Source organism: Pedobacter sp. KH_004 (assembly GCF_057840755.1).
This window is the reverse complement of sequence record NZ_CM174519.1, coordinates 277,869-300,529: the sequence shown is the minus strand read 5'-3', so window position 1 is coordinate 300,529 and position 22,661 is coordinate 277,869. Positions and strand designations below refer to the sequence as shown.

Annotated in this window: 14 protein-coding genes and 1 pseudogene; 4 read left to right on the top strand and 11 right to left on the bottom strand. The window is 38.6% G+C overall.

Annotated features, from left to right (window positions below):
• Nucleotides 1-2: 2 nt before the first annotated feature.
• The 8 genes from murD to AC3ITD_RS01255 all read right to left on the bottom strand — a co-directional run bounded on the left by murD (nucleotide 3) and on the right by AC3ITD_RS01255 (nucleotide 9,565).
• Nucleotides 3-1,394, bottom strand: a complete 1,392-nt coding sequence (gene murD, locus AC3ITD_RS01290; protein WP_489363359.1) for a UDP-N-acetylmuramoyl-L-alanine--D-glutamate ligase — start codon at nucleotides 1,392-1,394, stop codon at nucleotides 3-5.
• A 142-nt stretch (nucleotides 1,395-1,536) separates the two neighbouring features.
• The gene (gene mraY / locus AC3ITD_RS01285) at nucleotides 1,537-2,784 is read right to left on the bottom strand and encodes a phospho-N-acetylmuramoyl-pentapeptide-transferase (protein WP_489363357.1); all 1,248 of its coding nucleotides are present in this window, start codon (nucleotides 2,782-2,784) and stop codon (nucleotides 1,537-1,539) included.
• Nucleotides 2,784-4,241: a UDP-N-acetylmuramoyl-L-alanyl-D-glutamate--2,6-diaminopimelate ligase gene (locus AC3ITD_RS01280; protein ID WP_489363355.1), complete on the bottom strand. Its 1,458-nt coding sequence runs from the start codon at nucleotides 4,239-4,241 to the stop codon at nucleotides 2,784-2,786. The genes mraY and AC3ITD_RS01280 overlap by 1 nt, the downstream gene beginning before the upstream one ends.
• 101 nt (nucleotides 4,242-4,342) lie before the next feature.
• Nucleotides 4,343-6,439 (bottom strand): penicillin-binding protein, encoded by a 2,097-nt coding sequence (locus AC3ITD_RS01275; protein ID WP_265798212.1) that lies wholly within the window; start codon nucleotides 6,437-6,439, stop codon nucleotides 4,343-4,345.
• Nucleotides 6,429-6,851: an FtsL-like putative cell division protein gene (locus AC3ITD_RS01270; protein WP_265798211.1), complete on the bottom strand. Its 423-nt coding sequence runs from the start codon at nucleotides 6,849-6,851 to the stop codon at nucleotides 6,429-6,431. Before AC3ITD_RS01270 ends, AC3ITD_RS01275 begins: the two co-directional genes overlap by 11 nt.
• Complete coding sequence (gene rsmH / locus AC3ITD_RS01265; RefSeq protein WP_265798210.1) at nucleotides 6,848-7,753, bottom strand: 16S rRNA (cytosine(1402)-N(4))-methyltransferase RsmH; 906 nt, start codon at nucleotides 7,751-7,753, stop codon at nucleotides 6,848-6,850. Before rsmH ends, AC3ITD_RS01270 begins: the two co-directional genes overlap by 4 nt.
• On the bottom strand, nucleotides 7,743-8,210 hold the full coding sequence (gene mraZ / locus AC3ITD_RS01260) for a division/cell wall cluster transcriptional repressor MraZ (protein ID WP_265798209.1): 468 nt from the start codon (nucleotides 8,208-8,210) through the stop codon (nucleotides 7,743-7,745). The genes rsmH and mraZ overlap by 11 nt, the downstream gene beginning before the upstream one ends.
• Before the next feature lie 437 nt (nucleotides 8,211-8,647).
• A complete protein-coding gene (locus AC3ITD_RS01255; protein ID WP_265798208.1) occupies nucleotides 8,648-9,565 on the bottom strand; it encodes a hypothetical protein in 918 nt (305 codons plus the stop codon).
• A 318-nt stretch (nucleotides 9,566-9,883) separates the two neighbouring features.
• On the opposite strand from AC3ITD_RS01255, the pseudogene AC3ITD_RS01250 reads away from it, so the two are divergent.
• A pseudogene (locus tag AC3ITD_RS01250) lies at nucleotides 9,884-10,747 on the top strand (transposase); the annotation flags it as partial.
• Nucleotides 10,748-10,989: 242 nt separating this feature from the next.
• Here AC3ITD_RS01250 and AC3ITD_RS01245 read toward each other — a convergent pair.
• The 3 genes from AC3ITD_RS01245 to gap all read right to left on the bottom strand — a co-directional run bounded on the left by AC3ITD_RS01245 (nucleotide 10,990) and on the right by gap (nucleotide 14,185).
• Nucleotides 10,990-12,183, bottom strand: a complete 1,194-nt coding sequence (locus tag AC3ITD_RS01245) for a phosphoglycerate kinase (RefSeq protein WP_322975018.1) — start codon at nucleotides 12,181-12,183, stop codon at nucleotides 10,990-10,992.
• An 8-nt stretch (nucleotides 12,184-12,191) separates the two neighbouring features.
• On the bottom strand, nucleotides 12,192-12,623 hold the full coding sequence (locus AC3ITD_RS01240; protein ID WP_265798207.1) for a GNAT family N-acetyltransferase: 432 nt from the start codon (nucleotides 12,621-12,623) through the stop codon (nucleotides 12,192-12,194).
• Nucleotides 12,624-13,186: 563 nt separating this feature from the next.
• Nucleotides 13,187-14,185: a type I glyceraldehyde-3-phosphate dehydrogenase gene (gene gap, locus AC3ITD_RS01235; RefSeq protein ID WP_489363349.1), complete on the bottom strand. Its 999-nt coding sequence runs from the start codon at nucleotides 14,183-14,185 to the stop codon at nucleotides 13,187-13,189.
• Between the two features lie 721 nt (nucleotides 14,186-14,906).
• Here gap and AC3ITD_RS01230 point away from each other — a divergent pair.
• The 3 genes from AC3ITD_RS01230 (at nucleotide 14,907) to AC3ITD_RS01220 (ending at nucleotide 22,619) form a co-directional block, all read left to right on the top strand.
• A complete protein-coding gene (locus AC3ITD_RS01230; protein WP_489363347.1) occupies nucleotides 14,907-17,786 on the top strand; it encodes a triple tyrosine motif-containing protein in 2,880 nt (959 codons plus the stop codon).
• 344 nt (nucleotides 17,787-18,130) lie between these two features.
• Nucleotides 18,131-21,136: a SusC/RagA family TonB-linked outer membrane protein gene (locus AC3ITD_RS01225; RefSeq protein WP_489363345.1), complete on the top strand. Its 3,006-nt coding sequence runs from the start codon at nucleotides 18,131-18,133 to the stop codon at nucleotides 21,134-21,136.
• A 10-nt stretch (nucleotides 21,137-21,146) separates the two neighbouring features.
• Entirely contained in the window at nucleotides 21,147-22,619 is a 1,473-nt protein-coding gene (locus AC3ITD_RS01220) for a RagB/SusD family nutrient uptake outer membrane protein (RefSeq protein ID WP_489363343.1), read from the top strand.
• The last annotated feature ends 42 nt before the right edge of the window (nucleotides 22,620-22,661 follow it).

Genomic DNA, 22,661 nt, shown 5'->3' with positions numbered 1-22,661 from the left:
TTTTATAATTCTTTTACTGCCGCTTTGAATTGATTACCGCGGTCTTCATAATTTTTGAACAAATCGAAACTGGCACAAGCTGGCGATAACAATACCGCATCACCACGTTTAGCCAAATGAAAAGCAATCTGTGCTGCTTCATCAGCCGAAAAAGTATTCACAATTACCTCAACATCATCCTCGAAAGCATCGTGGATACGTTTATTATCCTTACCTAAACATACAATTGCCTTTACTTTGCTCTTCACCAAGTCTTTAAGCATATTGTAATCGTTACCTTTATCCACGCCACCCATAATTAACACTACATCGGTTGTCATGCTTTCCAAAGCATACCAGGTAGAGTTTACATTTGTAGCTTTACTGTCGTTGATGAAATCAATTCCCGAAATTTTTGCCACATGCTCCAGCCTATGCTCAATATTTTTGAAATTGCCCATACTTTCACGAATGGTCGCATTTCGTAACTCTAAAACCTTCGCTACAATGCCCGAAGCCATAGAGTTGTAAATGTTGTGCTTGCCTTGTAAGGCTAAATCTGAAATAGACATGGTGAATTGGTTATTTGGTTCAGTAAGGATATGTATGATTTGCTCGTGTAAGTAAGCGCCTTTTTCTAATGTGTTTCTGATTGAAAAAGGATATGTTTTAGCCAGTGGCTGGTTGTTTGCTAACGCTTTTTTGCTTTCTTCGTCATCTTCACAGTAAATAAGAACATCGTTAGCAGTTTGATTTTGGATGATGCGCATTTTCGACGCAGCGTAATTCTCCAATTTATAGTCATATCGATCTAAATGATCGGGAGTGATGTTCAAGAGCACAGCGATATCGGCTTTGAAATGAAACATATCATCAAGCATAAAGCTGGAGATCTCCAAAACGTAATAGTCGAAATTTTCTGTGGCTACCTGAGCGGCAAAACTATGACCGATATTGCCTGCCAAACCCACATTTAACGCGGCATTCTTTAGGATGTGGTAAGTAAGCAGACTGGTTGTCGATTTACCGTTAGAACCCGTAATGCAGATCATTTTTGCATCTGTATAGCGGCTAGCAAATTCAATTTCCGAAATCACTGAAATATTTTTAGCAACCAATTTTTTAATAATTGGCGCCGTAGCCGGAATACCAGGACTCTTTATTACTTCGGTAGCATTTAGAATCAGCTCTTCAGTATGTTTTTCAGATTCGAAAGGGATGTTTAGCTTTTCTAATGCCGATTTATATTTATCAGTAATAACACCAAAATCAGATACAAAAACATCAAAGCCTTTTAATTGAGCAAGCTTAGCAGCACCAACTCCACTTTCTCCAGCACCCAAAATAACCACGCGGGCTTGCCCTGCCATTGCTGACTGAGGATTGCTTATTGTGTTATTTTGATTTGTGCTCATTATTTAATTAGTATTAGGTACTTGGTAGATAGTATTTAGAGTGCTAAAGACTATACAGTTGAAATTTTATTTATTTATTCAGTTCGCGTTTTGCATTAACTTTTAACGTTCGACTTTTAACCCTCAATTTTTAACTTCCACCCTATCTCAATTTCAATGTTACGATGGTGATAATGGCAAGCATAATTCCGATAATCCAAAATCTGGTGACAATCTTCGCTTCGTGATAACCTTTCTTTTGATAGTGGTGATGTAACGGGGACATCAGAAAAATTCTCCGCCCTTCTCCAAATCGTTTTTTGGTGTATTTGAAATAAGATACCTGCATAATTACCGAAACCAGCTCCACTAAAAATATTCCGCAAAGAATCGGAATAATCAACTCCTTACGAATCATTACAGCGAAAGAAGCGATAATACCACCGATGGCCAAACTCCCTGTATCGCCCATAAAAATTTGAGCCGGATAAGAGTTGTACCAAAGGAAACCGACACAGGAACCCACAAAGGCGCCTGCAAAAATCAGCAGTTCTCCAGAGTTGGGGATATACATAATATTCAGATAATCGGCCATTACGGTATTACCTGATACATAAGCCAGAATACCTAAAGTAATCCCAATTACTGCAGATGTACCCGTAGCTAAACCGTCGATACCATCCGTTATGTTAGCGCCATTACTTACTGCAGTGATAATAAAAACAGTAAAAATGATGAACACCAGAAAAGCATATTTCTGATAATCGCCACCTAAAAACTTAAATACCTTTGCGTAATCGAACTCATTATTCTTGTAAAAAGGCATGTTCGTTTTAGTCGATTTTACATCCTGCGTGTAGGAGAAAGCTTCGCCTTTCTGGCGAAGAACCATCGGCACAGTCGAGGTTGGTTTAACATCATCCTGAACAGTTTCACGAACTACAATATTGGGATGGAAATACATGGTACAACCCACAATTAAACCTAAACCTACTTGTCCAACGACCTTAAAACGACCCGCTAAACCTTCTTTATTTTTTTTAAAAACTTTGATATAGTCGTCCAGGAAACCAACAGCACCCATCCAAACCGTGGTGATAATCATTAAAATCACATACACATTTGTGATATTGGCGAATAACAGGGTTGGAATTAAAATACCCAGCAAAATGATGATACCACCCATTGTCGGCGTACCTTGTTTTTGCATTTGACCTTCTAAACCTAAGTTCCTAACCGTTTCGCCAACTTGTTTCTTGTGTAAAAAATCAATCAACCTACGGCCATACACAGTGGTGATGATCAAGGATAAAATGATAGAAATGGAGGCACGAAACGTGATATACTGAAACAACCTTAATCCAGGAATGTCGTAATGCTTATGCAGGTATTCGAATAATAAATATAACATTAGCTATTAGGGTTAAGTTGTTCAAGTAAAATCTCTTTATCATCAAAATGGTTCCTTACACCATTAATTTCCTGGTATTTTTCATGGCCTTTACCGGCTACTAGTATAATGTCTCCGCTCTGTGCTAAGTGGCAAGCAGTTTTTATCGCTTCTTTTCTATCTAAAATAGATAATGTTTTACGCTTGTTAGTTGGTGAAACGCCAGCTTCCATATCGCTGATGATTGCTTGCGCATCTTCCGTTCTTGGATTATCGGAAGTTAGAATCACCTTATCACTCCAATCGCAGGCAACTTGTGCCATAATTGGCCGCTTGGCTTTATCCCGATCGCCACCGCAGCCAATAACAGTAATAACTTGCTCCGTCCCTTTACGAATATTAGCAATGGTGCTTAAGACATTTTGAACGGCATCAGGTGTGTGTGCATAATCTACAATGCCGATGATTTTATTTGGCGAAGTAATGTAGTCGAAACGCCCTTCAGCCCCTGTTAAGCGACTTAGCAAAGTCAAAACTTTCAATTTATCTTGCTCCAGAAGAATCGCTGTTCCGTAAACTGCAAGTAGATTATAAGCATTGAAAGTACCGACTAACTTAAAAAACACCTCCTCATTATCGATATCTAAATGAAGTCCGTTGAATTGATTCTCGATGATTTTCGCTTTGAAATCAGCAAGTTGCTTAAGCGCATAGGTTTTCTTATTAGCCTGTGTATTTTGCAACATCACCATTCCATTTTTATCATCAATGTTGGTTAATGCAAAAGCCGATTTTGGTAAAACATCAAAAAATGCCTTCTTGGCTTTTAAATAACTGTCGAAGGTTTTATGAAAATCTAAGTGATCGTGAGTGATATTTGAAAAAACACCACCCGAAAACGTTAATCCTTCAATACGATGTTGGGTTACCGCGTGCGAGCTTACTTCCATAAAGCAATAATCGCAACCAGCATTTACCATATCACGCAATAACTGATTCAAAGCAATTGGATTTGGCGTAGTATGCGTTGCGGCAACAACGGTATTGTTAATATAATTTTCAACTGTTGATAAAAGGCCGGTTTTATATCCTAAATCTTTAAAAAGCTTAAATAAAATAGTGGCAATGGTTGTTTTACCATTGGTGCCCGTAATGCCAATTAATTTCAAATCGGCGGATGGATTTCCAAAATAATTACCTGCCACAATACCTAATGCAACAGCAGTATTTTCTACCTTAATATAGGTGACCGTAAAGTCATGCACTTCCGGCAAACTTTCGCAAATAATAACAGCAGCACCTTGAGCAATGGTTTGGTCAATAAACTGGTGACCATCAGCAAGCGTTCCAACTACAGCGAAGAAAACATCATCTTTTCCAACTTTACGAGAATCAAAATTTAGGCTGTTGATTTCCCTATCGGTTTTGCCAACCAATTCTTTAATCGTAATACCGTAAATTAAATCCTGTAATTGCATACTTTTAAATTTTGAGTGAGTGAATTTTGAATAAGTGAATGTTAACAGCGATCGCAACATTCTAGCATTCAATCATACTCTCAATCATTCATTGTTTTTTTTTAATTCAATTCTATTTGTACGCCCAAACCTTTGCCAACCCTTGTACCGGCGGTGATGGATTGAGCGATTACCTTTCCAGATCCAATCACTTTCGTTTTTAAACCTGCATTTCCCAAAAGATAAAGCGCATCTTTTAAGCCCATTCCCGAAACATTTGGCATTATGCCTTTACGTTCCGTATTCTCTTGAAAAACTTCTCCTGCGCTGGTATCAACGATGTTATAATATTCAGATTTTGATGCAAAAAGCGGTTTAAAACCAAATGCTTTGAATACTTTTTGAGTGGCTTTGCTTTGTCCGGCTTTTGTTGGTGGATTGCCTGTATTGCCTACCAAACGCGTAGGTACATCGTTGTACATTTGCATGTCGCTAGCGTAAATACGATCAGCAACCTCTCTAAAAACTGGCCCTGAAACCAATGCACCATAATAACCACCTCGAGGATCATTGATTACCACGATCATAGAATATTTAGGTTTATCGGCAGGAAAATAACCTACAAAAGAAGCTTGATACTGCTTTTTAGCTTTGTAACCTTTATTTGCATCGGCAACCTGAGCAGTACCGGTTTTTCCAGCAATTTTGTAAAGTGGGTTATGAACGTATTGTTTACCACTTCCATCAGTTACCACACCTTCGAGCATCTTTTTCACTTTGCTTAACGTAACGTCAGAACAAATTTTTTCGTTAATTACCCTGGCTTTAAACTGTTCAATTGGATTGCCCAGGCGCCTGATCTCTTTTACGAAAATCGGAGCGATATACTTTCCATTATTAGCTACTGCATTGTAAAACGAAAGCATTTTTAAAGGCGTTAGTTCCATTTCGTAACCATAAGCCATTTGCGGCAAAGTCATTTTACCCCAGCTTTTGTTGGATGGATTTTTAATCGTTGGCCTTGCTTCACCAGGAATTTGCAACTGTAATTTTTCGTTTAAATGCCAATCATATAAATGATCTGTAAACTTTTTAGGATCTGCGCCATATTTACTATTGATTAAATAAGCGATAGCCGCGTTTGATGACTGTTCGAAAGCTTTTTTAACAGTTACTACACCAATACTTCCATGCGAATCTTTGATCATGTGACCAGGAATCTTGTAATTTCCGGTACCCACCATCATGTTCGTATCGATCAATTCATCTTCAAGCAGCGCCATGTATGATGCCAACTTAAAAGTTGAACCCGGATCCTGATTTCCGGCAATTGCGTAATTAAATTTCTCTTTATAAACGCCTTCTTCGACTTTTGAAAAGTTGGCAACTGCCCTAACCTCACCCGTTGCTACTTCCATTACAATCACTACGCCGTGATCAGCATCGAATTTGATGAGTTGTTTCTCCAAAGCGCTTTGAGCCAAATCCTGCATATTTACATCGATGGTAGAAATGATATCTGCTCCATCTTTAGGCGCAACCTCTGCCTCCTCGTTTACTGGAATGTAAACTCCGCCGGCAATACGCTGCATTAATCTTTTACCAGTTTCTCCGTTGATATACTCTTTGTAAGCACCTTCTAATCCCACTCCATTGGCAACGTTCTCATTTTTATAGCCGATGGTACGGGCAGCCAAAGCCTGAAAAGGCAGAATTCTTTTATTTTGCTGAACAGCTATTAAACCTCCACTAAATTTCCCGATATTGTACAAGGGAAAAGTTCTGATGGTTTTTAAATCTGAATAACCTACTTTGCGGTGAATCAGCAAATAACGGGCACTATCCTGGCGACCTTTTCGCAAATAACGGGCGTAATCTTTTGCAGATTTATCCTGAAAAATTTGCGCCAGTTTCATCCCTAATGAATCAACCTTCTCATTAAAAACCTTATCGTCGGCAATTCCACCTGCGAACATATCCATACGAAGTTCATATTCGGGTACAGATGTTGCCAACAAACTACCATCGTTTGAATAAATATTGCCACGAGTAGCCTCTACGTTTACATAACGAGTAGAAAGACTATCGGCCATGGCCTTCCATTTTTTACCTTGCACAAACTGCACCTGACCCAGACGCAGAAATACTGCAAAAGCAAAAAGCACAATTAAGCCAAATGCCAGATATACACGAAGCAAGATGTTTGCTCTAATATTCATCGCTTTTAACAATTATTTTTTTTGGTGGTTCAATTAGTTCCTTTATACCAAGGGTATCTACCTTCTTCGCTACTTCTGTTAATTTGCTTTTAAACATCAGCTCCGCTTTCAAAGATTTATACTCCCATCTCAATTCTTTCACTTCCTTATTTAATTTGTCAATACTACGCACATTGTTTACCGCAAAATGGCTGTTGGCGATGTATATCATTCCTAAAAATGCCAGAAAACACAAATAAGGTAAAGCATCAGTGGCCGCCTCTTTTGATATCAGTCCGTCATTAAAAAGCTTACTGATAAATGAATTACTATCCATTTTCTCTTCTGCTGTTTTCGGTCTTTTAGGCGCCGCTTTTAATTCCGGCTCAGGCCCTATTTCCTCTTCCTCTATCTCCTCTCTGAACCTATTCATATTTTTTCAGCTATTCTAAGTTTCGCACTTCGAGCCCTATTATTTTGCGCAATCTCTTCTTCCGTAGCCACAATTGCCTTACGGGTAATTACATTGAATGGCTTTTGCTGGTTACCAAAAAAGTCTTTCTCTACCTCACCTTGAAATTTACCTTTGGCCATGAAGTTTTTTACCGGCCTATCTTCCAACGAATGATAAGACATCACAACCAGGCGACCTCCTGTCGTCAACACCTCAGAAGCTTGCAGAAGAAAATCTTCCAAAACCTGTATTTCAGCATTTACCTCTATACGCAGCGCCTGAAAAACCTGTGCTAAATATTTATTTTCTTTACCTTTCGGGATATATTCTGAAATGGCTGATTTTAAACTATCGATATCGGTAAAAGGCTTCTCAAGGCGGGCAGTAACAATAGCTCGAGCCAATGATCTGGCGTTTTTAACCTCCCCGTAGATCCCAAATATTTTATGAAGCTTTTCTTCAGAATAAGTGTTTAATACCTGTGCAGCCCTAAGATCGCGGTGTTGATCCATACGCATATCCAAATCGGCGTTAGAACGGATGGAAAAACCACGCTCCGGCACGTCAAACTGATGTGAAGAAACACCAAGATCAGCCAGAATACCATCTACCTGACGAAAACCCTTTAAACGAAGATTATTTTTCAGGAAACCAAAGTTCTGGTCAACGAAAATGAATCGATCATCAGCTACGATATTTGCCTGCGCATCCGGATCCTGATCGAAAGCGATTAAAATTCCTTTCGGACCAAGATGTTTTAAAATTTCCTTCGAATGGCCGCCGCCACCGAAAGTAACATCCACATAAACACCATCTGGCTTAATATTTAACCCATCAATACAAGGCTGCAACATTACAGGAACATGGTAATTATTCACCATCAACACCTCCTTTCTTATCGCCCATTACTTTTTGAGCTAAACTTGCAAAGTTGGCCGGCACATCGTCAAAAATATCTTCGTAAGATTTTTTATCCCAAACCTCAATTCGATCCAGCTGACATGCTAAAACCAAATCACTACCAATGCCAGCATATTCCACCAAAGATTTCGGCAACAAAACACGTCCGGCAGCATCAAGCGAAAGCTCTGTTGCGCCACGAGTAAAGGCCCTTACAAATCTCCTGTTCTCTTCGTCGTAAATATTTAGCTTGGCAAGATCAGCAACAACAGCATCCCAAACAGCTTTTGGATAGATAACAAGATTTTTTTCAAAACCACGGTTGATGATTAAACCCTCATTCTCCGAATTAGGCAATTGTTTCTTAAGCGCAGCGGGTACCATAAGGCGTCCCTTTGCGTCAAGTTTACAATCGAATTCTCCTAAAAGTTGGGTCATAGTGGTATCTACACTTTTTATCTAGTGTAAAAGTAAATAGTTCTACCACTTTTTACCACTTTTTACCACAAAAAAGTTTTCCACATCCTTTTTGTTACATTTAACCTGACAAATGAGACTAAATCAAACATTAGTCTAATAAATAAAAACCTTAAAAACTGATAATTAGGCTATTACAAGCTAGCAACACTGAAGTGAAAGAAATTTAAAAAATATGATTCGGTGGGAGAAATAACACATCAATCCAGTTCATGAGGGGTTGAAGTTACAAAAAAAGCACACGAGAATTGATAATTGAATTTATAATCCCGTTAAGATTTTCTAATGACCAACCAGCTTGACTGAATATTGGCTGATAATTTTTATCCCTTACAAAATAAGAAGCCCTGACTACGGATGTAATCAGGGCGAAAATGAGAGCGAACCTTTTTTGTAATCTAGTTGCCGATACCGTAAAATCTGGCTACCGCCTGATAGTCTTTCATATCAAGCTTATTTTCTTTGGCAACTGCTGTTGCAGTACCGCCAGGAATAATGACATAGCGATATTGAAGTAATGTAGATAGCGCAACTGATCTAGTGTTATCTGCAGTGAAGCGGGTAAATGTAAACCTACCCAATCTTGGCATATAGTTGATAGTACTGAGTTTTGAGCCGGCATAGGAAGTATATGGCAAAGGATAAACACCTCCACCGAAATCCAAATAAACCTGTATCGAACCAGAGTTCAAAATTGAGGTGGTTAATGCCGGCGCCATAAGATCGCCGATTCGAAGCAATGAAGCATCAATTGTAGTATCTCTAAAGTTTTTGGCATAATTCCAGCCAGAGTAAATTACATTAGCTGTTCCTTTTAGTGAAAGCGCAACACCCCAGCCTGTTCCTGTTTTCGGCCCATATAAATTATAGCTTACCTTATCAAGGTAATAGTCCCCCACTGCACCCAAATCAGCAGCTGGAGTAACTGTTCCATTTAAGATTTTACTTCCTGGCACACCGTTCGCTCCATTAGTGCCGTTAGTACCATTTGCGCCAGCGGCTCCTGTTGCTCCAGTCGCCCCGGTAGCCCCAGGTAGCCCAGCGGCCCCTTTCATCGAAAACGGCGTTCCCCATCCCTCAACCTTTTTTGGTCCATAAAAGTTACCTGCGGCTAGATCTAGATAAAAATCACCTAGCTTACCTAATGTGGCATCTGGCCCACCATTTCCACTTAATACCGTACTGCCTGCAGGCCCTGCTATGCCAGGCTCACCTTTTAATCCTTGTTGGGCAATCTCTTTTTTGCAACCTAAAAATGTAAAAAATGCCACTACCATCAGTATGGCTAATAACTTAAAATTTAATTTCGTTTTCATGTCAAACAGTTTAGTTTATTGAATTTGTGTTTCGATCACATTAATTTCAAGAACTAAACTATGCACACCTGGAGATATAAATTTTGATACTGAGTAAAGCTGGCAGTTGGATTAGCAAAAACAGGGTTTCAGTGAGCGAATAAAAGGCTCCTTCGAGAGAATGAAGGCACTGAAAAAGTCCTTTGGAAAAAAGATTTGAGATACTTCTTCAGAACAAAAAATCCAGTTTAGTGAATTTTTCAGGCTTTATGCGCTGATTATCCCCAAAGAGAACTTACTGCGCAAGATTAATGAGCTTATAGATTTTAGTTTTATATATTAGAACACTGCAGTAAACTACAAAAACTTATCGAGTCTGATGAAGCATTAAGCGAAATCCCAGCAGTAAGGAAGAAACTGAACCTATTGAAGGAAACAGTTGAAGATAACCAGGAGAATTATGCAATATCCAAAGATGTGGATGCGAGGATCGGTCACAAAACAGCCGATAGCAGTTTTTTTGGCTACAACACTCATTTAGCAATGACAGAGGAGCGCATTATAACAGCTGCTGTTGTTACTTCAGCAGAAAAGGGAGCTGGTCCTGAACTGCCAAAGCTGTTGAGCGAGGCCCAGGCCAATGGAATGGAGGTAGTTACCATCATAGGTGATGCAGCCTATTCCGGGAAGAATAATCTCAAGCTCAGCGATGTGAATGGCAATAAAGTAAGGATAGTTGCCAAGATGAAACCTACTATTACCTATGGCACCAGAAAAGAGGAAGAAAAGTTCGATTATAATAAAGACGCTGATATGTTTGTATGGCCTGCAGGGCACCTGGCTATGTACAAACAGGTGCAGGGCAAAAAGGCAGATAAGAGCAATCAGTTAATGACCTATTATTTCAATATCGAAAAATGCAAAGTATGCCCGCTAAGACATGGCTGCTACAAACCGGAAGCCAAAAGCAGGACGTATTCGGTCGCAATAAAAACAGGTGAGCATAAAGAACAGGAAATATTTCAACAGAGCAAATACTTCAAATAGAAATCGAAACACAGCTATAAAATTGAGGCCAAAAATAGTGAATTGAAAAATGTTCATGGATATGGCAGAGCGAACTCCTGTGGCCTGGAAAGCATGAAAATGCAAGGTGCGCTTACGATATTCGTGGTTAATCTTAAAAGAATTCTCAAATTCTAAAAAAAAAGGATGTTAATTCAAAAAATCTTCCGTGGAAAAACTAACAATGTTCCCCAATTCTCAATATCGAAGGTAAAGTTCGTTATCAAATAAGAAAAATGAAATGCCTTAAAAAAGAAAGCGGATGAACAACTTTTGAGAGCTATTCATCCGCTTTTCTATTCGCAGACCATTTTATATCTACTTTTTTAGTGCCTTCCGTTAAATCGAGGGAACCTTTCACATAAGGTAATACTTATTATTTATTCGTTTATCGCCTTAACACCTGGCAACTCTTTACCTTCCATATACTCTAACAACGCGCCACCGCCAGTTGACACATAGCTCACCTCGTCTTCTAAGCCAAACTTAGCAATTGCCGCAGCAGAATCGCCACCACCAATTAATGAGAAAGCACCGTTATTTTTCGTTGCAGCCACAACCGAATCTGCAACAGCTTTTGTACCTACCTGAAAGTTTTCCATTTCAAAAACACCCATTGGGCCATTCCACAATAATGTTTTAGAGTTTTTGATTACATCCTGAAACATAGCTATAGATTTTGGACCAATATCTAATCCCATCCAATCAGCTGGGATCTGACCAGAATCTACATCTTTCCTATCAGCATCATTGGCAAATTTGTCAGCGATTACGGTATCAACAGGAAGAATTAAATTGACCCCTTTCGCTTTAGCTTTTTCTACAAGCTCCAAAGAAAGTTCTTGTTTATCAGCTTCTAATAATGATGTACCAATCTCTCCTCCTTGCGCTTTAGCAAAGGTGTAAGCCATCCCACCACCAATAATGATGTTATCGACTTTATCCAATAACTTTTCAATCAATAAAATTTTATCTGAAACCTTGGCACCGCCCATAATAGCTGTGAACGGACGTTCAGCATGATTTAAAATTTTCTCGGCGTTTTTTACTTCAGAAGCCATCAAATAACCAAAGTATTTTGCATCAGGAAAAAATTGCGCGATGATTGAGGTTGACGCATGTGCTCTGTGCGCAGTCCCGAATGCATCATTTACATATACGTTACCCAATTTCGAAAGCTTCTCTGCAAAAGCGACATCACCTTTTTCTTCTTCTTTGTAAAAACGTAAATTTTCTAATAATAAAACCTCTCCTGGGAAGAGATTCTTCGCTTGATTAACCCCACTTTCTCCAATGCAATCATCGGCGAATTTAACCTCAAGATCGAGCATGCGAGACAAATCGCCAAGAATATGCTTTAAAGAATATTTATCGGTTGGACCATCTTTTGGTCTGCCTAAGTGCGACATTAGCACCACCGATCCTCCATCGTTTAAAATCTTAGTAATAGTAGGCAAAGCAGCACGCATTCTTTTATCGTCGGTAATTTTAAAATCGTCATCCAATGGGACGTTGAAATCTACTCTGATTAGTGCTTTTTTATCTTTGAAATCTAATTGGTCAATCGTTTTCATGTTTATATTTATTTTAGTTTTAGTCTCATTTCGTAATGGAAGCCAATTCCGGGTATATCAAATTCTGGCGACTCGTTTATAAAACCCAATTTTTTATAAAATGTTACAGCACTGCTTCGAGCATTGCACCATAAATAAATGGTTTGATATTCTTTCATGTATTCTACCGCGAAATTAATTAATGCTGCACCATATCCTCTACACCCAAAATCGGGATGAGTAGCCATACCCCTCAGCTGGTAACCCTCTCCTTCTTCGGGGAAGTAATCGTTCCGCATCAAGCTAGCAATTGACCTGATTTCATCATTTTCTACATAACCGAGGTGGAAGGTATCGTAATTCCTGTCGCCTTCAAATACACATTCGGCCAAAGGTTTTCCATTCCTTAAGACCAAACTTCTCAAGGGCAGAACCTCTTCCGGAAGAATAAATTTAACCATAGCTCATTAGTTGCGAGTAGCAGATATCAGATGTCAAGATGATATTGAATAAGCCTCGCAAACGTTTGCAAAGTTAATAAAGCATTTGACAGTGCATTCAAAATTAACGCAAAAATAAGAATCCTGCATCAACACCGACAGATAAATTTTAGCATTAAAGTCTAAAATTCAGCCCTTCAAGCTCATTTGTCCAAGCGGTGAACCTTGTAAGGATTTCGGTTTCAAGCAAGCCTTTGAAGCTTTTAAAAAATATGAATATAACCCTCAATAAGGAAGTCAAAATCTGGGAGCTGCCATTTGCTAAAAGTTTTCTTTTCAGCGACTAGGAAGACAACAATTTCGAACATATAATATTATCAAAGAAATGACGATCATTTTTCAAAAATCTGCACTTTTAAAAAGTGCTTGAATTATTTTTTCCTGTTTTAAGGCAAATTCAGTGTTTTTCAACCCACCCAAATAATGGCATCTAGTTTCATGTTAAAACACTGCTATAGTGGTAAAAAAGCGTTTAAAAATCTAGAGATAAGTAATGCTAGAGTTTCATCCAAGGATTTCAAAACTTATGCAGAATCTCGTAAAGATCTAATCTTCTTCACCACATCAATCAACCTGCTACTGTAACCGTACTCATTATCATACCAGCCTACCACCTTAACCATATCACCTACTATGGAAGTGAGCAAAGAATCGAAAGTACAGGAGTTCGGGTTATCAATAATATCAACTGAAACAATTGGATCTTCAGTGTATTCCAAAATTCCTTTGAATTCATTTTCAGAAGCTCGTTTAAAAGCTAGATTGATTTCTTCGATTGTTGTTTTATTCTTCAGGAGACAAGTAAAATCCGTAAGTGAACCGTTTAAAACAGGCACTCTGATACCCGCGCCACCTAAACGTCCCTCTAATTCTGGAAAAATATGGGTAATAGCTTTTGCCGCCCCGGTAGTAGTTGGGATGATAGAAGATGATGCTGCTCTTGCTCTTCGTAAATCTTTATGGTTGGAATCATGCAGGTTCTGATCGCCTGTCATGGAATGGATTGTGGTGATATATCCTTCTTCTACACCCCAATTATCATTTAAAATCTTAATCATTGGCGCGATGTTATTTGTGGTACAACTTGCGTTAGAAAGAATGGGACTAGTTAAATCGATTTTATCGTCGTTAACCCCTAAAACCAACATCGGTATTTCATCTGCAGCGGGTGCAGAAATAAGTACCTGATTGGCGCCCGCAATGAGGTGTTTTTGAGCAGCCTCAAGGCTTAAGTTTTTCCCGGTAGAATCCACTACTAAGTCTACCCTTAACGCCGACCATGGCAGTTCGTTAGCATTTTTAATTGCGAAAACAGGGACCATTTTTTTATCGATAACAATTGCATCTGGCTTGGCAAAAACTTCACTTGAGTGAACCCCGTGCACGCTATCATATTTGAATAAATGTGCCATTGTCTTAGCATCAGCCAAATCATTAATTGCCACCACATCGAAACCCTCGGCCAATGCCAAACGCAAAAATGTTCTCCCAATCCTCCCGAAACCATTTATCGCCAGCCTCATTAATTTAGTATTTAGGCGCAAAAATACGCTTTATTTTGATATTAAAAATGAATGTGAAATTGGTACCGCAAAAATATGGTCACAAAATATAATATTTGATAAACACAAACAAAAGAGCAGCGATCTTTGCATGAACCTTTTCTAAAGGAAGTATTTTGTCTCTTCTCAAGAAAATCACAATTACTAATCATAGGGATGATTTTTTTCGCAACCTAAATACAAAAACCCCTTAACGAATCAAAAATCTGCACAATTAATATGGCTACAGCATTGGCAGTTCAGAATAGGAGTGGGCTAATAATTTGTGGTAAATTACTAAAATAAGAAACGCTTAAGTGACACTTTGGTAATTCACATATACGGGTTTAATTTCCAATATCTGCTCTCCACTTTATAAATTTTCTATTTCACATATTAAAAAGTATTTTTGCTTCCGATATCAATAGTTTGGTCAACAAAAACTGGTAGTGCAAAATGACAATGTTATCATGCTTCAACCAACTAAGAGTTCGGCTACTAGCGATAAACTCCAAGCCTGAACAATATTTTGAAGGCACTTTCAATGGTATTGAACTTGGCTGTTTGATATTTACAGTAACAAGCTAAGGCACTAATGTTAGGGTTAACTAACTGGGAGTTGGGAGTCAATGGTTTAGGTCTTTTTTAGCCAACCTTACCTTTGTTCTCGACTCTTCTATTATTGTGCTATTATCCATTATATATGCATAGATTTTTTTGCCTTTTATTATTCCTTTCCCTGTTTGCCCAAATCAGCTATGCTTCAGAGATCAAAAGCATTGGGGTGCCGTATATCGAAAATTATCCAAAATTGATTTACGCATCAGGCAATCAAAATTGGAGCATTGCGAAGGATAAAAGTGGCATTATGTACTTCGGAAATGCTGAGGGCTTGCTAACTTTCGATGGCAAATACTGGCAAAAGTACCAGATGCCAAACCGACAAATTGTTCGTTCGGTAGCGGCTGATAATAGTGGAAAAATATATACCGGAGCTTTTGGAGAATTTGGATACTGGGCTTACTCCAACAATAAGTTAAAATATAAATCACTCACCCCGCTCCTACCAAAAGACAATAAAGTAAGTGATGAAATATGGAAAATATATGTAGATAGAGATCGGGTTATTTTTCAATCTTTCTCCAGGATATTCATTTATAAGAACGGGAAAATTGAGATCATTAAAGCACCATCTTCCTTTCTCTTTCTACATCAGGTAAATAACAAATTCATCATTGAGGTGCTTGATAAAGGTTTATTTGAATTATCAGGAAACCAATTGAAGTTTATTCCAAATAGTGAAAAATTAGGTAAACAAGGTGTGTTATCTATATTACCCTATAAAAATGGAGGTTTCATTATCGGCACCAGTAAAAACGGTTTATTTACTTTCGATGGCAAAGATTTTGCACCTCTTATTACGCCAGCAAATGATTACCTTAAAACTTATCAACTGAATAATGGCGTAAAGCTTTTAAGTAAATATTATGCTTACGGTACCATTTTAAATGGTTTAATAATCATTGATGAGAATGGGCGGGTAGTGCAACGCATCAATAAAACCAGCGGATTACAAAACAATACGGTATTAAGTATTTTTGCTGATAATGAGCAAAATCTTTGGACGGGTTTAGATAATGGGATCGACCGCATTGAGTTAAACTCCCCACTATATTTCTATTTCGATAAAACCGGACAGTTCGGAACCGTTTACTCCAGCATCATTTTTAAGGATAAAATTTATCTGGGAACTAACCAGGGCTTGTTTTATAGCAATTGGTCTAAAAACAACGAATTAACCCCTTTCAATTTTCGCCTTATCCCGAGTTCGCAAGGGCAGGTTTGGGATCTCGCTATCGTTAACAACGAATTAATTTGTGGGCACAATAGCGGTACTTTTAAAGTTTTAGGCGATCAAATCAATTGGATTTCCTCGGTAAGTGGAGGTTGGACCATCAAACAACTTCATTCTAACCCCAACTATTTTATCCAGGGAACTTATGTCGGGTTATCTCTTTATCAAAATACCCCTTCGGGACTGCAATTTGACAGTAAAGTTTTAGGCTTTACAGAACCCTCGAGGTTTATTGAACAAGATAACAAAGGCGATATTTGGGTAGCGCATGCCTATAAAGGCTTATACAAACTCACCCTAAACAGCGCTTTTAGCAAAGTAACCAGCGTAAAATATTTCGATGAACAAAATGGCTTACCAGGAAACTATAACGTGAATATTTTCAATCTGGAGAATAGAATTGTATTTTCCTCCGATAAAGGATTTTACACTTACGACCAATTGAGTAATAAGTTTACTTTGTATGATGTACTCAATAAAAGCCTCGGCTCATTTTCTACTTCAAACAAAATTATTAGTGCGGGCAACAAAAAGTATTGGTTTATCGATCATGGCAAAACCTCATTGGTAAACTTTTCCGAACCAGGGAAAATAGAAATTGACTCCAATCAATTTAGCCTTTTAGATGGCAGGATGGTTCAATACTATGAAAACATCAGCCAGATAGGAAATTCTATTTATCTGATCAGTGTTGACGATGGTTTTGTCATTTACAATAATATGCTTAGTCAATCCCCTGGTAAGAGGAAACTACCAGCGGTTTTAATAAGAAGAATTGAAGACATCACCGACAAGTATTTCACCATTAGCGAAACGGGCAATCAAAATGAAAAAACCGAGATACCAAACAACAGGAACAATATCAGAATCTCTTTTTCCCTACCTTATTACCGACAGGCAAAGCTCAAATTTCAATACTATTTAGAAGGATATTCCAAAGACTGGTCGGATTGGAGTGTAGCTACCCAAAAAGATTTTACCAACCTGAGCAGCGGCACGTATAAATTCAAGGTGCGGGCAAAAATCAATGATTCTTCGATCAGTGAGATCACCACTTTCGAGTTCACCATACTCCGGCCCTGGTATCTGAGCAACATCGCTATTGTTTTATACTTAATTTTATTTGTGGTGGTATTAATCGTGGGCAAAAAGCTGTATGAAGCAAAGCTGAAACGCGATAGTCATAAAATTAGTGAGAGATTAAAAGCTCAGCAGGATGAAATTCTCAAGCAAGAGGCTGAAGTAAACGAAAAGCAAATCATAAAGCTGCAAACAGAAAAGCTACAGGCAGAGCTAGCCTCCAAAAATAGGGAACTTGCCAACTCTGCTATGACCTTGGTTTATAAAAATGAGCTGCTTCAAAAACTCAGTGATGAAATTGCCAAGTTGAAAGACGAAAATGGCAAAAAGCTTTCAGACGATCAGACTAAAAAAATTCAAAAGGTAATTAACGATGGAATGAATGATGAGCGGGACTGGCATTTATTCGAAAATAGCTTTAATGAAGCTCATGAGAGTTTCTTCAAAAAGCTTAAAGCACAACATCCCGACCTAGTGCCGAATGACTTAAAACTTTGCGCGTACTTAAGAATGAACATGAGCAGTAAAGAGATGTCGTCATTGCTGAATATTAGCCTAAGAGGTGTGGAAATTCGCCGCTATCGCTTGCGTAAAAAATTAGAAGTACCACACGATAAAAACCTAACCGAATTCTTGATGGAATTATAACTCCAAAAAAGAAAACAAAGCTGAACCAACGTCGGGAACGTTTGCATAAAAACGATATTGTGTAGATTTTTAAACTTCATTACATTAAAAACACTACATCATTACCTCTCATATCCATTTTTTTACCCCTACAAAAGCCTTAGTGTAAATTAGACACTTAACTTGGGTAATTAATTAGTTACACAGCCTAAAAATTAAGTTTTTGGCCCAAAATGCCAATTGGTTTTTCTCTGAAAAAACTTCTCTAGCAAAAATGATGTATTAATGTTGAGGTAAAAGCGCTTGCACAAAAAGAAAAACAACCCCACATTTATCCTATCAATTAAACTAAATTTTTAATAAGCATGAAAAGAATTTTTACAAGAATTTCTGTTCTGGCCGTCTTTCTTTTACTCGCAATTAACGTAGCGTTTGCGCAAAACATCACTGTAAAAGGTGTGGTAACAGATGGGGGCGATAAAACTCCATTACCAGGCGTCACTATTTTAATTAAGGGAGCTCAAGGCGGTACACAAACAGATGCAAATGGTAACTACTCCATCAGTGTTCCATCAACTGCAACATTAGTCTTTAACTTCGTAGGTTATACTGCGCAGGAGCTAGCGGTTGCTAATCGTACTACAATCAACGTAGCCTTAGCGTCTTCAACACAACAGTTAGAGCAGGTTGTGGTGGTAGGTTACGGTACACAACGAAAAATCGACGTTACCGGATCGGTAGCTACGGTGAAGGGAGAAGATATCTCCAAGCAAATTTCCACCAACCCGGTTGGCGCACTTCAGGGTAAAGTTGCCGGTGTTTCTATTACCAATACAGGTACTCCGGGAGGTTCACCAACGATTACCATTAGAGGTTCAGGAACGATATATGGTAAAACTGTTCCCTTATATGTGGTTGACGGCGTTTGGTATGACGACATTAATTTCTTAAATCCTGCCGATATTGCAAATATTAGCATTTTAAAAGATGCATCAGCGCAATCTATCTATGGTATCAGGGCAGCCAATGGTGTAGTTTTAGTAACCACCAATAAAGGCAAAAGAGGTGATGCCGTTATTAATTACAACGGAACGGTGGGTTTCCAGAAAGTAACCAACCAGGTAGAAATGGCAAATGCAAGTGAATATGCTACTGCGGTGAATGAGGCATATGCGCTTCAAAGTGCACAACCTTTATTTGCTAACACCAACTTGGGAGAAGGTACAAATTGGTATGACGTAGCATTGAGAGATGCATTAATTACCAATCACCAGCTATCAATTAGCGGGGGTAGTGAAAAATCTACATACAACCTCTCATTGGGTTATTTAGATCAGGACGGTATTGTAAAAAACAATAATTACAAAAGATACACAGCAAGGTTATCAAACGATTTCCAGGTTTTCGAACCATTAAAAATTGGATATAACGTAACTGCAACTTCAAGCAAATCAAAAGATCCCGCATCCGGAATTTTCAGAGCCTTGTATGCTGCCTCACCAGTTGTTCCAGTTTTCAATGCTGACGGTAGTTATGGCGATCCAAATGCTTTCAATTTAGGTAATGGCAGCAATATGAACCCTCAGGCTACTTTAGACTTCTTCAACCAAAATACTACAAGATATAAAGTTACAGGTAACGTATTTGCTGAATTAAAGTTTTTAAAAAACTTCACATTCAGAACAAGTCTTGGTGGAGATTTTGGTCAGCAGGAAGTTAGGGGTTATGTACCTGTTTACAAAGCCAGCAATACACAACAAAATACAAACAGTAAATTAGATATTGATCGTATTGAAAATAGAAACTGGATTATTGAGAACACTTTAACCTATGATAGAAAATGGACTGATCATAACGTAACCGTTTTGGTTGGACAAACAGCACAACGAAATAAAATGTATGAAATTAATGCCGATGCATTAAATGTACCGTACACTTCGGAAGGCGATTTATATTTGGCCTTAGGTGATGCTGCGACAAGAAACATAACAGATAAGGGCGAAATCTCTACTTTTGCTTCTTATTTTGCCAGAATAAATTATAGTTATAAAAATAGATACTTATTGAATGCCTCTATTCGTAGAGACGGTGCATCGCAGTTTTTTGGTTCTGACAATTTATGGGGTAACTTTCCTTCTATTGGTGCAGGTTGGGTGATCACCAATGAGGACTTCATGAAAGATCAAAAAATCTTCAGTAATTTAAAGTTAAGAGGAAGTTGGGGTAAAGTTGGTAACGCTGGGGTTCCATTTAATCCATCAACCCAAACAGTCGATCAATCTGCAGGATTAATTGCATTCTTTGGTGGTTTACCATATACAGGTGCTAGTATTCGTTCAATTGTTCCTCCATTTTTATTATGGGAAAGAAGTGCCGGTACAGATGTAGGCTTGGAAATGGGCTTCTTAGATAATAGATTGACAGTTGAAGCAGATTATTACAACAGAAAAACAGAACAAGCCATTTTTGATATTCCCGTTCTGGGAAGTATCGGCACACAAAATAGTTCACTAATCGCTAATCAGGCTGACATCCAGAACAGAGGTTTCGAATTCTCTGCAACATGGGCAGATAAAACCGAGGGTGGTTTTAGTTACTCAATCAGTGGAAACGTGGGAATGAATAACAATAAAGTATTAAATGTTACCTCTGGCTCTAATCCTATTTACAGAGGTGGTGAAGGTCTTACAAGTGGATATCTTTCCACCAGAACCGTAAATAACCGCCCCATCGGGGAGTTTTTTGGTTATCAGGTAGAAGGCGTTTTTCAGTCGGATGCTGAAGCTGCTGCATGGCCTGGATTTAAAAGAGGCGATTTCAAATACGCAGACACCAATGGCGATGGTATTATTGATTTAAAAGACCGGGTTGTTTTGGGTAATCCAAATCCAAAATTCACTTATGGTGTGAATACTAACTTTGCTTACAAGAATTTCGATTTGACTCTTGATATACAAGGTGTTGCTGATGTAGATGTATTTAATGCAAATTTAAGTAACCGTTTTGGTAATGAAAACTATACCAAAGATTTCATCACTAATCGTTGGACTGGACCGGGAACATCAAACTCATATTCTTCTGCAAGTTTAGCAAGTGGCTTAAATAATGCTCCAAATTCATTTTACGTAGAGAAAGGCGATTATATTAGATTGAGAAACATCCAATTAGGATATACTTTACCGCAAGCGATCAGTAATAAAATGAAGATGCAGCGTCTACGAGTTTTCTTAAATGCACAAAACGCAATCAATATTTTTGGCTACAAAGGCTTTAGTCCTGAAGTTGGTGGATCGCCAACAAATGCTGGGATCGACACAAATGTGTATCCATTATTTGCTACTTATAATTTTGGACTTAACGTTACTTTCTAATCGACACACAATGAAAAAGAATATAAATTTACAATCTTGCATTATTGCCACCGCTTTGGGATCAATGCTCTTCACAGCATCGTGTAAAAAAGATTTTTTAAATGTTCCACCACAGGCTCAACAACCTTCCGTTACGTTCTGGAAAACTCAGGATGACGCTTTAAAGGGTGTTAATGCGATGTATGCGAATTTAAGAAGTTGGGATAATGTTGCTTTCAATGCAATTGCCATTGAAAGTACCGGCTCGGATGAAGCAGATAAAGGCAGCACCCCTACTGATGCAACCTTCTTTAACTTATTTGATCAGTTTACCGTTACATCAACCCAAGGCAGTTTGCAAGGATTCTGGACCGGTCAATACCAGAACATCAATCTTTGTAACCAGGTATTGGATAACGTGCCAAACATTACAATGGATGCTGCATTGAAATCCAGATTTTTGGCTGAAGCAAAGTTTATTCGTGCCTATTCTTACTTTAGGTTAGTTAGGGCCTATGGCAGTGTTCCTTTGAGATTGAATGTTCCGAAGGATAATACCGAATACAATATTCCGCAATCGGACAAAGCTGCTGTTTATGCACAAATTGAAAAGGATTTAACAGAAGCCGCTACCGTTTTACCTCAATCTTACGGTGCCGCCGACTTGGGCAGGGCAACTAGAGGTGCAGCATTAGGATTGAAAGCAAAAGTTGCCATGTATCAAAAGAAATGGGCCGATGTACTTGCGCTCACCAATCAGGTAATGGGCTTGGGCTACGATTTATTTTCTGATTACGAAAAACTCTTCAGAACACAGAATGAAAACAACGTAGAATCATTATTTGAAGTCCAGGCTGAGTTATTACAAAGTAATGGTGATGCTTCGAATTCGCAATATAGCCAGGTACAAGGTGTTGCTGGAGAGATGGGTTGGGGTTTCAACACGCCTTCTGCAGAACTGGCATCTGCCTATGAGACAGGCGATCCAAGAAGAGATGCTACCATTTTGTTTAGAGGCGAAACCACTCCACAAGGTGATTTGGTTCCAACAACGGTTCCTAATGAACGCTATAATCAGAAATCCTATGTTCCCTTCAATACGCGGGTTTCGGGATTTAATGAAGGTGCGCAGCAGAATTTCAGGGTATTAAGGTTTGCTGATATTCTGTTAATGAATGCGGAAGCTGCAAATGAGTTAGGAAACCCAACTCAGGCACTAACTTCGCTTAACAGAGTGCGCAGAAGGGCAAGAGGCAGCAATGCCAACATCCTCGCGGATGTTACGACGACAGACCAAACCGCATTGAGAAATGCCATTTGGAAAGAAAGACAGGTTGAGCTAGCCATGGAAAACGACCGATATTTTGATGTAATCAGACAAGGAAGAGCACTTCAGATTTTCGGACCTAAAGGTTGGAAAGCGAACAAAAATGAAGTTTGGCCAGTTCCTCAAACTGAAATAGATTTAAGTGGTGGTTTATTAAAGCAAAACCCTGGTTACTAAAACTAAACAATTTGATGAAGGTTGCCAGTTGACTGGCAACCT

What these genes read in the sequence shown, in the direction of transcription:
- murD (WP_489363359.1), bottom strand. Translation starts at nt 1,394, where the DNA reads ATGAGCACAAATCAAAATAACACAATAAGCAATCCTCAGTCAGCAATG.
- mraY (WP_489363357.1), bottom strand. Translation starts at nt 2,784, where the DNA reads ATGTTATATTTATTATTCGAATACCTGCATAAGCATTACGACATTCCT.
- AC3ITD_RS01280 (WP_489363355.1), bottom strand. Translation starts at nt 4,241, where the DNA reads ATGCAATTACAGGATTTAATTTACGGTATTACGATTAAAGAATTGGTT.
- AC3ITD_RS01275 (WP_265798212.1), bottom strand. Translation starts at nt 6,439, where the DNA reads ATGAATATTAGAGCAAACATCTTGCTTCGTGTATATCTGGCATTTGGC.
- AC3ITD_RS01270 (WP_265798211.1), bottom strand. Translation starts at nt 6,851, where the DNA reads ATGAATAGGTTCAGAGAGGAGATAGAGGAAGAGGAAATAGGGCCTGAG.
- rsmH (WP_265798210.1), bottom strand. Translation starts at nt 7,753, where the DNA reads ATGGTGAATAATTACCATGTTCCTGTAATGTTGCAGCCTTGTATTGAT.
- mraZ (WP_265798209.1), bottom strand. Translation starts at nt 8,210, where the DNA reads ATGACCCAACTTTTAGGAGAATTCGATTGTAAACTTGACGCAAAGGGA.
- AC3ITD_RS01255 (WP_265798208.1), bottom strand. Translation starts at nt 9,565, where the DNA reads ATGAAAACGAAATTAAATTTTAAGTTATTAGCCATACTGATGGTAGTG.
- AC3ITD_RS01245 (WP_322975018.1), bottom strand. Translation starts at nt 12,183, where the DNA reads ATGAAAACGATTGACCAATTAGATTTCAAAGATAAAAAAGCACTAATC.
- AC3ITD_RS01240 (WP_265798207.1), bottom strand. Translation starts at nt 12,623, where the DNA reads ATGGTTAAATTTATTCTTCCGGAAGAGGTTCTGCCCTTGAGAAGTTTG.
- gap (WP_489363349.1), bottom strand. Translation starts at nt 14,185, where the DNA reads ATGAGGCTGGCGATAAATGGTTTCGGGAGGATTGGGAGAACATTTTTG.
- AC3ITD_RS01230 (WP_489363347.1), top strand. Translation starts at nt 14,907, where the DNA reads ATGCATAGATTTTTTTGCCTTTTATTATTCCTTTCCCTGTTTGCCCAA.
- AC3ITD_RS01225 (WP_489363345.1), top strand. Translation starts at nt 18,131, where the DNA reads ATGAAAAGAATTTTTACAAGAATTTCTGTTCTGGCCGTCTTTCTTTTA.
- AC3ITD_RS01220 (WP_489363343.1), top strand. Translation starts at nt 21,147, where the DNA reads ATGAAAAAGAATATAAATTTACAATCTTGCATTATTGCCACCGCTTTG.